Origin of the sequence: Serratia sp. AS12, from assembly GCF_000214195.1 — a bacterium.
Lineage (GTDB): Bacteria > Pseudomonadota > Gammaproteobacteria > Enterobacterales > Enterobacteriaceae > Serratia > Serratia plymuthica.
Genome location: NC_015566.1, coordinates 4,422,093 through 4,434,764 on the forward strand (window position 1 = coordinate 4,422,093; position 12,672 = coordinate 4,434,764).

Annotated in this window: 12 protein-coding genes; all 12 read left to right on the forward strand. The window is 59.8% G+C overall.

All coding sequences use genetic code 11. The features are described from left to right. The first annotated feature begins 94 nt into the window (after positions 1-94). The 12 genes from SERAS12_RS20660 to SERAS12_RS20715 all read left to right on the forward strand — a co-directional run bounded on the left by SERAS12_RS20660 (position 95) and on the right by SERAS12_RS20715 (position 12,457). Positions 95-1,648, forward strand: coding sequence for a sugar ABC transporter ATP-binding protein (locus SERAS12_RS20660; RefSeq protein ID WP_013814406.1), 1,554 nt, complete (start codon positions 95-97; stop codon positions 1,646-1,648). Continuing rightward, positions 1,641-2,723 carry an ABC transporter permease gene (locus tag SERAS12_RS20665; RefSeq protein ID WP_013814407.1) on the forward strand — a complete coding sequence of 361 codons (1,083 nt, stop codon included), beginning with the start codon at positions 1,641-1,643 and terminating at the stop codon, positions 2,721-2,723. The genes SERAS12_RS20660 and SERAS12_RS20665 overlap by 8 nt, the downstream gene beginning before the upstream one ends. A 15-nt stretch (positions 2,724-2,738) precedes the next feature. After that, positions 2,739-3,839: a substrate-binding domain-containing protein gene (locus tag SERAS12_RS20670; RefSeq protein ID WP_013814408.1), complete on the forward strand. Its 1,101-nt coding sequence runs from the start codon at positions 2,739-2,741 to the stop codon at positions 3,837-3,839. Positions 3,840-3,851: 12 nt separating this feature from the next. Further along, positions 3,852-4,712 (forward strand): SMP-30/gluconolactonase/LRE family protein, encoded by an 861-nt coding sequence (locus SERAS12_RS20675; protein ID WP_013814409.1) that lies wholly within the window; start codon positions 3,852-3,854, stop codon positions 4,710-4,712. A 256-nt stretch (positions 4,713-4,968) separates the two neighbouring features. Then, a complete protein-coding gene (gene yiaK, locus SERAS12_RS20680) occupies positions 4,969-5,967 on the forward strand; it encodes a 3-dehydro-L-gulonate 2-dehydrogenase (protein WP_013814410.1) in 999 nt (332 codons plus the stop codon). A 13-nt stretch (positions 5,968-5,980) separates the two neighbouring features. After that, positions 5,981-6,454 carry a YhcH/YjgK/YiaL family protein gene (locus SERAS12_RS20685; RefSeq protein WP_013814411.1) on the forward strand — a complete coding sequence of 158 codons (474 nt, stop codon included), beginning with the start codon at positions 5,981-5,983 and terminating at the stop codon, positions 6,452-6,454. A 97-nt stretch (positions 6,455-6,551) separates the two neighbouring features. Then, a complete protein-coding gene (locus SERAS12_RS20690) occupies positions 6,552-7,847 on the forward strand; it encodes an MFS transporter (protein ID WP_013814412.1) in 1,296 nt (431 codons plus the stop codon). Then, positions 7,847-9,337: an FGGY-family carbohydrate kinase gene (locus SERAS12_RS20695; RefSeq protein ID WP_013814413.1), complete on the forward strand. Its 1,491-nt coding sequence runs from the start codon at positions 7,847-7,849 to the stop codon at positions 9,335-9,337. Before SERAS12_RS20690 ends, SERAS12_RS20695 begins: the two co-directional genes overlap by 1 nt. Further along, entirely contained in the window at positions 9,334-9,990 is a 657-nt protein-coding gene (gene ulaD / locus SERAS12_RS20700; RefSeq protein ID WP_006327776.1) for a 3-keto-L-gulonate-6-phosphate decarboxylase UlaD, read from the forward strand. The genes SERAS12_RS20695 and ulaD overlap by 4 nt, the downstream gene beginning before the upstream one ends. 1 nt (position 9,991) lies before the next feature. Then, entirely contained in the window at positions 9,992-10,852 is an 861-nt protein-coding gene (locus SERAS12_RS20705) for an L-ribulose-5-phosphate 3-epimerase (RefSeq protein WP_013814414.1), read from the forward strand. Beyond that, positions 10,846-11,547 (forward strand): L-ribulose-5-phosphate 4-epimerase, encoded by a 702-nt coding sequence (araD, locus tag SERAS12_RS20710; protein ID WP_013814415.1) that lies wholly within the window; start codon positions 10,846-10,848, stop codon positions 11,545-11,547. Before SERAS12_RS20705 ends, araD begins: the two co-directional genes overlap by 7 nt. Before the next feature lie 211 nt (positions 11,548-11,758). Then, positions 11,759-12,457 carry an RluA family pseudouridine synthase gene (locus SERAS12_RS20715; protein WP_013814416.1) on the forward strand — a complete coding sequence of 233 codons (699 nt, stop codon included), beginning with the start codon at positions 11,759-11,761 and terminating at the stop codon, positions 12,455-12,457. Positions 12,458-12,672: the final 215 nt, after the last annotated feature.

Genomic DNA, 12,672 nt, shown 5'->3' on the forward strand with positions numbered 1-12,672 from the left:
TCGCATAGTGAAATTTAAAGGCGATATAACAACCAGAAGTTCACCCATTTTGCATTGCGCCGATCGCGCATGCCGGACACCAGGGGCGCATCACATGACACCAGACAATGCGGAACAACCCATTCTCACCCTCAGCCATATCGTCAAGCGTTTTGGCGGCAACGTGGCGGTCAATGACGTCAGTCTGCAAGTAATGCCGGGCGAGGTACTGGCCCTGCTGGGTGAGAACGGCGCAGGCAAATCGACGCTGATCAAGGTGCTGGCGGGGGTTTACCCGCGTGACGGCGGCGACATTCAGTTTCAGGGAGCCAGCATAGCCTCAGCTGCGGCGATAAAAAGTGACAGCCGCCAGCCTATTGCCTTTATTCATCAGGATCTCGGGCTGATCGAATGGATGACGGTAGCGGAGAACATGGCGCTGGTGATGGGCTTCCCGCGCCGTTTTGGCTTGATCAACTGGCGCGCCATCCGCCACCGCGCCGTTCAGGCGTTGCAGGACGTCGGCATTGCGCTGGATCCCGATGCCAGGGTTTTCGAACTGTCGCGCACCGAAAAATCACTGCTGGCGATCGCCCGGGCGGTGGCGGTCAATGCCGAATTGCTGGTGCTGGATGAACCCACCGCCTCGCTGCCCGCCAACGACGTGCGCCATCTGTTCGCGGTCATCAACCGGCTGCGCGCCAAAAAAGTCGGCATGATTTACGTCACTCACCGGCTGGATGAAGTGATCGAGATTGCCGACCGGGTGTGCGTAATGCGCGACGGACGCTACGTGGCCGGTGGCAATACCGCCGACTACACACTGCGCGATCTGGTGCAGATGATCGTTGGAGAAGCCATGGCCGACGATCAGCGCGAGCCGCTGCCGGAACACCAGCCGCCGGTATTGCAGCTCAATAACGTAGTGGTGGGCGATATCGGCCCGGTCAGTTTCAGCCTGCAACCTGGCGAAATGCTGGCGCTGGCCGGTCTGCGCGGTGCCGGACAAGAGGAGATCGGCCGGCTGCTGTTCGGTCTGCGCCAGGCCGACGGCGGCGAGATCCGTTTTCGTGACCAGCCCTATACGGCCGGCAACCCGCAACAGGCAATGGCCTGCGGCGTCTCATTGGTGGCAGGCGATCGTACCGGCGAAAGCCTGGTGATGTCGATGAGCGTGCGTGAAAACCTGTTTATCAATCCGGCGGCCTCCGGCCACAAACTGCTTTCGCGCTACAGCCGCCGCGCGGAGATAGGCGCCAGTTGGTGGAAAGTCCAGCTGTTCGATGTACGGCCCAAGGACGTCAACATCGATATCAGCGCCCTGTCCGGCGGCAACCAGCAGAAGGTGGTGATGGCGCGTTGGATGCACCTGGGCGCACCGCTGCTGATCCTGGAAGATCCCACCGCCGGCGTGGACGTCGGCGCACGGGCGGAAATTTATCATCTCTTAAATAAATCCCTGGCAGAAGGCGTGGCGGTATTGGTTGTCTCCAACGATTTTGAGGAGATCGCCCATATCTGTAACCGCGCTCTGGTGTTTAACCGGGGAAAAGTGGTCGGCGAGCTGAAAAATCAGCAGGTGTCATTCGCCAATTTATTGGAACTGGCCTCCGCCAGCGCCGGGGAAACCCTCGCAACAACGTTAGAATCTGAGGTGGGTAATGTCTAAAACATCTGTTAAATCAACGGCACTTGAGCAAAGGGTCAGCCTGTCGCAAGACGGCATCGGGCCGTGGCTGATGCAGGCTCTCACCCGCTACGGCCTGCTGCTGCTGTGCGTTGCGCTGGTTGTCCTGTTTTCACTGATCGCGCCGTCATTCGCCTCGATGTTGACGGTGCAGGCGATTCTCTCCAGCAAATCCAAGATCGCCCTGCTGGCGCTGGCGGCGACCATTCCGATGATCGTCGGCAAAATTGACCTTAACGTCGGCTTCGGCATCGTGCTGTGGCATATCCTGGCCATCACCCTGCAGGTGGAATACGGCTTCTCGTGGCAGATGGCGGTGCTGACGGTATTGGTCATCTCCGCGCTGTACGGCCTGCTGAACGGCATTCTGGTGGCGCTGGCGGATATCGACAGCTTCGTTGCCACCCTGGGTTCCGGCACCGTGCTGTATGCGATAGCGCTGTGGCACTCCGGCGGGCGCCAGATCGTCGGCGATCTGCCGGACGCCTTTATCGCCCTGCACCACACCGAGATCGGCGGGATCCCGATCGTCGCGTTCTATGTGTTGATCGTCGCCGTGGTGCTGTGGCTGATCACCGAACACACACCGCTGGGCCGCTGCATGTACGCAGTGGGCGGCAACCCGGCGGCGGCGCGGTTAAACGGTATCTCGGTCAATCGCTTTACTGTCGGCGCCTTTATTGCCTCCAGCGTGTTGACCGGCTTCAGCGGCGTACTGATCGCCGCCGAACAGGGTGTCGGCCAGGCCAGCGTCGGCATGGACTACCTGCTGCCGGCACTGGTCGGCGCCTTCCTTGGCAGCACCACCATTCGCCCCGGCCGGGTGAACGTCTGGGGCACCGTGGTCGGCATCGCCATTCTGGCTATCGGCATCGCCGGTATTCAGCAGTTCGGCGGCGAATTCTGGGTCGAGCCACTGTTCAACGGCGCGACGCTGCTGCTGTCGATCACCCTGGCGGGCTATGCCCAGCGCCGCCGGCTACTCAATCAAAAAGCGGTACAACGCAGCCCGGCCGTTACGGCGGATAACAATAACCAAAAAGCGATCAATCCTTAACCAGGAGCTCACCCAATGAAACGTCTTTGGATCTTACCGACTACCCTGCTGCTGGCCAGCGCCACCTCACCCGCCTGGGCCGACGCCTATCTCGATCAGGCCACGGCGGCGGTCGCCAAGGCCACCGCCAGCGTCACCCAGTGGGACGGGCCGACCAGCGGCCCGCAGTTGCAGGCCAACAAGAAAATCATCTTTATCGCTTCAGACATGAAAAACGGCGGCGTGCAGGGCGTGCAAGAAGGGCTGAGCGAAGCGGCGAAAGCCGCCGGCTGGAAGCTGGAAACGTTGGACGGCGGCGGCTCGGTGAAAGACCAGTTGGCTTCGCTCAATCAGGCGATCGCCCAGAAACCGAACGGCATCGTGATCGGTGGCTGGAACCCGAACGTAGCCAAGATCCCGCTGAAGAAGGCCATCCAGCAAGGCATAGTGCTGACCGCGTGGCACGCGGTGCCGGAGCCGGGACCGATCGCCAAATACAACGTGTTCTATAACGTCACCTCAGATTCCAACGAAGTGGCACGCATCGCCGCCCAATACGCGGTGGTGCAATCCGGCGGCAAGGCCAGCGTGCTGATTTTTACCGATTCTCTCTATCAAATCGCGCTGGACAAGGCCAACGTGATGAAAGAAGAAATCGGCAAATGCAGTGGCTGCAAAGTGGTGGAATTTATCGACACCCCGCTGTCGGACACCTCCAACCGCATGCCGTCCATGACCTTCAGCCTGTTGCAGAAATACGGCGATAAATTCCAGTACGCACTGGCGATCAACGATTTGTACTTTGATTTCATGGCGCCTGCGCTGAAAACCGCAGGCAAAGGCGGCAAGAACGCGCCTTATAACATCTCCGCCGGCGACGGATCCATTTCCGCCTACCAGCGCATCCGTTCCGGCGACAGCCAGTCTGCCACGGTGCCCGAACCGCTGAAACTACACGGCTGGCAACTGCTGGATGAGTTCAACCGCGCCTTCGCCAAGCAGCCACCTTCCGGCTATGTCACACCGGCGCACCTGGTGACGCGCGACAACATCGCCGCCGACGGTGGCAGCAACAACCTGTATGACCCGCAAAATGATTATCAGGGCCACTACAAAACCATTTGGGGCGTGAAGTAAGCGGAGGTCGGTATGAACGGACTGATGGCGGACCATCAGCTTGAGCGCCTGTGTTCACCGGCCATCTGGGCTGAAGGACCGGTGTGGCTGCCGCAACAGGATGCGGTGGTGTTCAGCGATGTGAAAGGCAACCGCATGTTCCGCTGGTCACGGCAGGGGGAGCTGAGCCTGTGGCGCTCCCCTTCGCACTACGCCAACGGCAATGCCCGCGATGCCGAAGGGCGGGTGGTCAGCTGCGAGCACGGACGCCGCGGCATCTCCCGCACTGAAAGCAGCGGTGAAGTGCACATGCTGATCGAACGCGTTGACGGCAAGCGTTTCAATTCACCCAACGACGTGGCGGTGCGCTCTGACGGTACGATTTGGTTCACCGATCCGCCCTACGGCATTACCGGCGACGAAGAAGGCTACAAGTCGGAAAGCCAGGTGATCGGCTGCTATCTCTACTGCTTTGACCCGCGCGACGGTTCGTTGAACATTGCCGCCTGCGATCTGCAGCGCCCGAACGGTCTGGCCTTTTCACCGGATGAGTCGCTGCTGTACGTGGCGGATATGTCGGTCGTCGATTTCCCGATCCTCGGCCGCAGCGAATTGCGGGTGTATCAGGTCGATGGGCGTGAGTTGAGCCGTGGCCGGCGTTTCGCCACCGTCACCCCCGGCTTCCCGGATGGCTTCTGCGTAGACAGGGCCGGCAACCTGTTTTGCAGTTGCGCCGATGGCGTGCTGATCTTCGACAGCCAGGGGAAACAGCGGGGTAAAATCGACGTGCCGGAACGCGTCTCCAATTGTACCTTCGGCGGGCCGGACGGCAACGAGCTGTACATTACCGCCACCACCTCGTTATACCGCAGGGTGTTGAATACCCAGGGATAACTGACAGGAAAAGTGAACGCAGAGCGGGCCTGTTCCGCTCTGCTTCGTCACGTCTGAAGCACGTCAATGGCCCAAAATGTGCCGCCGATCACAAAACCACCAGATTAATTTAACCTACTGTTTTATATAAATAACTTTCTCTTTGCTTACTTTGACTTCACTCAGCCGCAGGTATAGCATTTATTTGAAATGTAATTTCGTATATTGAAATTTAACGAGCGTAAAACACACAAATACGCCGTAACGGAGAGCCCGCATGAGAGTGAGTTACACCGATCTGAAACAGCAATTCAAACGCGTACTGCTGTCGCGGGGCGTGGCAGAAGCCACCGCTGACGACTGCGCCGGCATGTTCGCCGACACCTCGGCCAGCGGCGTTTACTCCCACGGCGTTAACCGATTTCCGCGCTTTATTCAGCAGCTCGACGCAGGCGATATCGTGCCGGACGCCGAACCCAGCAAGCTGCTGTCGCTGGGCGCAATCGAACAGTGGGACGCCCATCAGGGCATCGGCAACCTCACCGCCCGCAACATGATGGATCGCGCCATGCAACTGGCCGATAGCCACGGTATCGGCCTGGTGGCGCTGCGCAACGCCAATCACTGGATGCGCGGCGGCGGTTACGGCTGGCAGGCGGCGGAGAAAGGCTATATCGGCATCTGCTGGACCAACTCGGCAGCCGTGATGCCGCCGTGGGGATCCAAAGAGTGCCGCATCGGCACCAATCCGCTGATCGTCGCGGTGCCGGGCAACCCAATCACCATGGTGGATATGTCGATGTCGATGTTTTCCTACGGCGCGCTGGAGCTGAACCGGCTGGCCGGCAAAACGCTGCCGGTAGACGGCGGCTTCGACAACGACGGCCAGTTGACGCGAGATCCGGCCACCATTGAAGAGAACCGCCGCATTTTACCAATGGGTTACTGGAAAGGATCGGCGCTGTCGATTGTGCTGGATATGATCGCCACCCTGTTGTCCGGCGGATCCTCGGTGGCGGAGGTCACCGAAGACAACCGCGATGAGTACGGAGTATCCCAGGTGTTTATCGCCATTGAGATCGAGCGCCTGATCGACGGCAATACCCGTGACGAAAAGCTGCAACGGATCATGGATTACATCACCAGCGCCGAGCGCGATAACCCGGAAGTTGCCATTCGCCTGCCGGGCCATAAATTCCCGCGCATCCAGGCGGAAAACATGCGCGACGGCATTCCGGTCGATGAACGCGTCTGGGCGCGCATTCAGGCGCTGTAACAGGAGAACCGCCATGATATTCGGTCATATCGCCAATACGGCTCCCGAACAGTACCCTGCGCCGGTCGCCAACGCCGTCGCCTATTTGCAGAATACCGATTTCAGCGCCCTGCCCGCCGGGCGTTATGAAGATCCCGCCACGGGTTTCGTGGTGCAAGTGCTGGATCTGCACACTCAACCGCCGGACGAACTGCGGCCCGAAGTACACCGTAAGAACGTAGACGTACAGTTTCTGGTCAGCGGCACCGAATTGATCGGCGTAGCGGCCGATCGCGGCGATAACCCGGTCCATCAGGAATTGCTGGCGCAGCGCGACATCATTTTTTATCAGGACGTCGCGGACGAATCCTGGCTCACAATGCGCCCCGGCAATTTCGCGGTATTTTTTCCGCAGGACGTTCATCGCCCGGCCTGTATTCATCAACGGCCCTGCGCTATTCGCAAAGTGGTAGTGAAAATACCGCTGGCGTTATTTAACGCCCAATAAGCAACGCTGACTTTATAACCACCAATAGCACGGGCCTGCGGGCCTGTGTGGGCGCCCCTACGCCTTAACACCACTAAATGACTCTACAGGTGTATATATGAATACAGCCTCTGTTTCTGTCACCCAAAGCCAGGCGATCCCCAAATTACGCTGGTTGAGAATAGTGCCGCCTATTCTTATTACCTGCATTATTTCCTATATGGACCGGGTAAACATCGCCTTCGCCATGCCCGGCGGCATGGACGATGAACTGGGTATCACCGCCTCGATGGCCGGGTTGGCCGGCGGCATCTTCTTTATCGGTTATCTGTTCCTGCAAGTGCCGGGCGGCAAGCTGGCGGTGTACGGCAACGGCAAGAAATTCATCGGCTGGTCGCTGTTGGCCTGGGCGGTGATTTCCGTGCTGACCGGGCTGGTCACTAACCAGTATCAATTGCTGTTCCTGCGCTTCGCCCTCGGCGTTTCCGAAGGCGGCATGCTGCCGGTGGTGCTGACCATGATCAGCAACTGGTTCCCGGACAAGGAACGCGGCCGCGCCAACGCCATCGTCATCATGTTCGTCCCGATCGCCGGCATCCTCACCGCACCGCTGTCCGGCTGGATCATCACCGCCTGGGATTGGCGCATGCTGTTCCTGGTCGAGGGCGCGCTGTCGCTGGTCGTGATGGTGCTGTGGTATTTCACCATCAGCAACCGTCCACAAGAGGCCAAATGGATTTCGCAGGCGGAAAAAGATTATCTGATCAAAACGCTGCACGACGAACAGTTGCTGATCAAAGGCAAAACAGTGCGCAACGCCTCGCTGCGTCGGGTGCTGGGCGACAAAATCATGTGGCAGTTGATTCTGGTGAACTTCTTCTACCAGACCGGGATTTACGGCTACACCCTGTGGCTGCCGACCATTCTCAAGGGACTCACCAACGGCAATATGGAGCAGGTCGGGATGCTGGCTATCCTGCCCTATATCGGCGCCATCTTCGGCATGCTGATCATTTCCACCCTCTCCGATCGCACCGGCAAGCGCAAAGTGTTCGTCGCACTGCCGCTGGCCTGCTTTGCCATCTGCATGGCGCTGTCGGTGCTGCTGAAGGATCACATCTGGTGGTCTTACGCGGCGCTGGTGGGCTGCGGCGTCTTTATCCAGGCCGCCGCCGGGGTGTTCTGGACCATTCCGCCCAAGCTGTTTAACGCCGAAGTAGCCGGCGGCGCGCGCGGCGTGATCAATGCGTTGGGCAACCTCGGCGGTTTCTGCGGCCCCTATATGGTCGGCGTGTTGATCACCTTGTTCAGCAAAGACGTCGGCGTTTACAGCCTCGCGGTGTCGCTGGCCATCGCCTCGGTGCTGGCGTTGATGCTGCCGAACAGATGCGACCAAAAAGCGGGGGCCGAATAATGGACTATTGGCTGGGGCTGGACTGCGGCGGCACCTTTATCAAAGCCGGCCTGTATGACCGGAATGGCACAGAACTGGGCATAGCCCGCCGTACGCTGGACATTATCGCGCAGCAACCCGGCTGGGCGGAACGTGATATGCCCGCGCTGTGGCAGACCGCCGCCGAGGTGATCCGCGAATTGCTGGCCCGCAACGACATTGCCGCCGCTGATATTCAGGCCATCGGCATCTCGGCGCAGGGTAAAGGCGCATTTTTGTTAGACGAGCAAGGCCAACCGTTGGGTAACGCCATGCTGTCTTCCGACCAGCGCGCATTGGCGCAGGTGCAAGAGTGGCAGAAACAGGGCGTGCCGCAGGCATTGTACCCACAGACGCGGCAAACGTTGTGGACCGGCCATCCGGTCTCGCTACTGCGCTGGGTCAAACAGCACCAGCCGGAACGCTACCGCCGGATTGGCAGCGTGCTGATGGCGCACGATTACCTGCGTTACTGCCTGACCGGCGAGCTGGCCTGCGAAGAAACCAATATCTCCGAATCCAATCTGTACCAGATGAGCGGCGGGCGCTATGACCCGGCGTTGGCGCAACTGTTAGGCATCGGCGACATCATGCACGCCCTGCCGCCGATCGTTGGCTCCGCCGAGATCGCCGGGCGGGTGAACGCCGCAGCCGCCGAGGCTACCGGATTATTGCCGGGAACGCCGGTGGTTGGCGGGTTGTTTGACGTGGTCTCCACCGCGCTGTGCGCCGGGTTGCAGGATGAGACGCGGCTTAATGCGGTGATGGGCACCTGGTCGGTCACCAGCGGCATCACCGACAGCATCACCGAAGGTTTCGACCATCCCTTTGTCTATGGCCGCCACGCCGAGGCGGGGAAATACATCGTGCACGAAGCCAGCCCCACCTCAGCCGCCAACCTGGAATGGTTCTGCCGCCAATGGGGGCTGAGCGACTACGCCCAACTCAATGACTGGGTCGCCGCGCTGCCCAAGGCCGCCGGCAGCCTGCTGTTCGCCCCCTTCCTGTATGGCTCCAACGCCGGTCTGGGGCTGAACGCCAGCTTCCACGGCCTACAGGCCTTCCACCAGCGCGAACATCTGGTGCAGGCGATCTACGAAGGCGTGGTGTTCTGTCATATGACCCACCTTAACCGCATGCGGCAACGCTTCCCGGCGGCTAAAGCGTTGCGCGTCACCGGCGGCCCCGCCAAATCGGCACCCTGGATGCAGATGTTCGCCGACGTCAGCAGCCTGCCGGTGGAACTGCCGCAGGTAGAGGAAACCGGCTGCTTGGGTGCCGCGATGGCGGCCATGGTCGGTAGCGGCGCATTCCATGATTTCACCGCCGCCCAGTTGGCGCTGGCACCGCGCATCGAACGGGTGCTGCCGGACACCGCAGCCGGTGAAGCCTACGCTCGAAAACATCAAGGTTATCAGGCGCTGATTGCGGCGTTGCAAGGGCTGCAATCCGGCCACCAGGAGGTTCCATGAGCAATAAACCGCGCCTGCAACTGGCGCTCGACCATACCCGGCTGGAGGCCGCCCTGCAAACGGCAGAACGCCTGCAATCACACGTCGACATCATCGAAGCCGGCACCATTTTATGTATCAGCGCCGGTATCCAGGCGGTGAGCGCACTGCGTGAGCGCTGCCCGCAGCATACGTTGGTGGCTGACCTGAAAGTGGCCGATGCCGGTGGCACCCTGGCGCAACAGGCCTTCGGCCACGGTGCCGACTGGATGACGGTGATCTGCGCCGCACCGCTGGCCACCATGGCCGGCGCACTGGAAGTGGCGCATCAGCATCAGGGGGACATTCAGATTGAGCTGTTCGGCCGCTGGACGCTGGACGACGCCAGACAATGGCGCGAGCTCGGCATCCGCCAGGCGATCTACCACCGTGGCCGCGACGCTCAGGCCAGCGGGCAAACCTGGGGGCGGCAAGATCTGGATCTGATGAAAGCGCTGTCGGATCTGGGTATCGAGCTGTCGGTCACCGGCGGTATCACACCGGCCGATTTACCGCTGTTCAAAGATATCGCCGTGACCGCCTTTATCGTCGGTCGGGCGCTGGCGGAGGCTGCCGATCCGCTGGCCGCCGCCGGTCAGTTCCGTTCCGCCATTGATGACATCTGGAGAGGTTGATATGCGCCAGCACCCGTTGGGAATTTATGAAAAAGCGTTGCCGAAACACCTGACCTGGCCCGAGCGGCTGGCGCTGGCCAAAGCCTGCGGTTTCGATTTTGTCGAGATGTCGGTGGATGAAAGCGACGAGCGGCTGGCACGTCTGAGTTGGAGCAAGGAGCAGCGGCTGTCGCTGGTCAGCGCCATGCTGGAAACCGGCATCAGTATCCCGTCAATGTGCCTGTCGGGCCATCGCCGTTTCCCGTTCGGCAGTCATGATGATGAGTTGCGCCAGCGCGCCTTCGAGGTGATGGAACAGGCCATTCAGTTGGCGAAAGACGTCGGTATCCGCACCATTCAGCTCGCCGGGTATGACGTCTATTACGAACAGCAGGACGACAGCACTCTGGCGCGCTTTACCGAGGGCATGCAATGGGCGGTCGAGCGTGCCGCCGCCGCCCAGGTGATGCTGGCGGTGGAAATCATGGACACCGCCTTTATGAACTCCATCAGCAAATGGAAGGCCTGGGACGCTTGTCTGGCATCGCCATGGTTCACCGTGTATCCGGACGTCGGCAACCTCAGTGCCTGGGGCAACGATGTGGCGCAGGAGCTGGCGCTGGGCATTGATCGCATTGCCGCCATCCACCTGAAAGACACCTATCCGGTCACCGAAAGTTCGCCGGGGCAGTTCCGCGACGTGCCCTTTGGCGAAGGCTGCGTGGATTTTGTCGCCGTGTTCCGCACGCTGAAACAGCTTAACTACCGCGGCGCTTTCCTGATCGAAATGTGGACCGAAAAAGCCGAGGAGCCGGTGGCCGAGATTGTTCAGGCACGCCGCTGGATCGAACAGAAAATGCAACAAGGGGGAATGACATGCTAACTCTGCCGCAGCTTAAACAACAGGTGCTGGAAGCCAACCTCGACCTGCCCCGCCACAATCTGGTGACTTTCACCTGGGGTAATGTCAGCGCGGTGGACCGCGAGCGCGGGCTGGTGGTGATCAAGCCTTCCGGCGTGGAATACGAGCATATGGCAGCCGAGGATATGGTGGTGGTAGATCTCGCTAGCGGCCGCACCGTCGAGGGAACCAAGAAGCCGTCTTCAGATACCGCCACCCACCTGGCGCTGTACCGTGAATTCGCCGATATCGGCGGTATCGTACACACCCATTCGCGTCACGCCACCATCTGGGCGCAGGCCGGGCTGGACATCCCCGCCTGGGGCACCACCCACGCCGACTACTTCTACGGCGCCGTCCCCTGCACCCGGCTGATGACCGAGCAGGAGATTGAACATGACTATGAGCTGGAGACCGGCAAGGTGATTATCGACACCTTCCGCCGGCGCGGCATCAGCCCCAACGCCATTCCGGCGGTGCTGGTGAATGCACATGGCCCGTTCGCCTGGGGCAAGGATCCGCACAACGCGGTGCACAATGCGGTGGTGCTGGAAGAAATTGCCTATATGGGGATTTTTTCACGCCAGCTGATGCCGGGTATCGGCAGCATGCAGCAAGAGTTGCTGGATAAACACTATCTGCGCAAGCACGGCAAGAACGCCTATTATGGGCAATAAGTCGGGTTAGCCCGCCCTCGCAGGCTAACCACCGTAGTAGCCAGACGCCGAGAGGCGTCTGGTGAAAACAGCCATTAAAATCGCGACATAATCCGGCGTCGTACTCTGCGTGACAGGTTGCCAGCCGCCGCTCCGTCAGACGAACAGCCAGATTCGCCAGCCGGTTTAAAATTCGTTATCATCCGCTCCCACTCTTCATCCGGGTAGCCTGATGTCCAAGATTATCGATACCTTTATTGCCCCGCCGTGCCATGACAAGATCGAGAATCTCTATCAGGACGAGAGTCTGGTACTGATCAATAAACCCGCCGGGCTGCTCAGCCTCTCGGGGAAAAATCCGCAAAATCTGGATTCGGTGCATCATCGGCTGGTACAGATATTTCCCGGCTGCACACTGGTCCACCGCCTGGATTTCGGTACTTCCGGGCTGATGGTGATTGCCCGCAATAAGGCTATCAATGCCGCTCTCTGCCAACAGTTCAGCCAACGAACAGTGACCAAAGTGTACAGCGCACTGCTCTGCGGGCATCTGGACGACGACGAAGGGGTGATAGACGCCGCGATTGCCAAAGACCCGGCGCTGTTCCCGTTGATGTCGATTTGCGCAACCCACGGCAAGCCCGCTCGCTCCGGCTATCGGGTCGTTGAGCGCTTTTACCATGAGTTGGAAGGCGGGACGTTACTGCCAGTGACGCGGGTACAGCTAACCCCGGAAACCGGGCGCACTCATCAACTCCGCATCCACTGTCAGCTATTGGGCCACCCTATTTTGGGCTGTGACCTGTATGGCGGTCGCCTGCTGCCGGGTACCGAACGGATCCCGCGGCTGATGCTGCACGCCAGTGAGCTGCATTTTGTTCACCCCATTGGCAAAGAGCGGATCAAAGCCCGTCATGCCAGCCCGTTTTGAAAGCGAAGAACGATGCCCCGGTGTGGTGCCAAAGTGCTTATGGAAAGGTTTAATCAGAAGACTTTAGCGTAGATTCGATAAAAACGGTGTAGCCAAAAAGACATCATCCAGTCGGGCGGGCAGCAAAGGTGTTGGCAACTCGCCAGAATAACCCTGCGTTTATCCATAAACTGGCTGAACATAAATCTTAATGAAAAGCCCTGAGGGACTTTTCA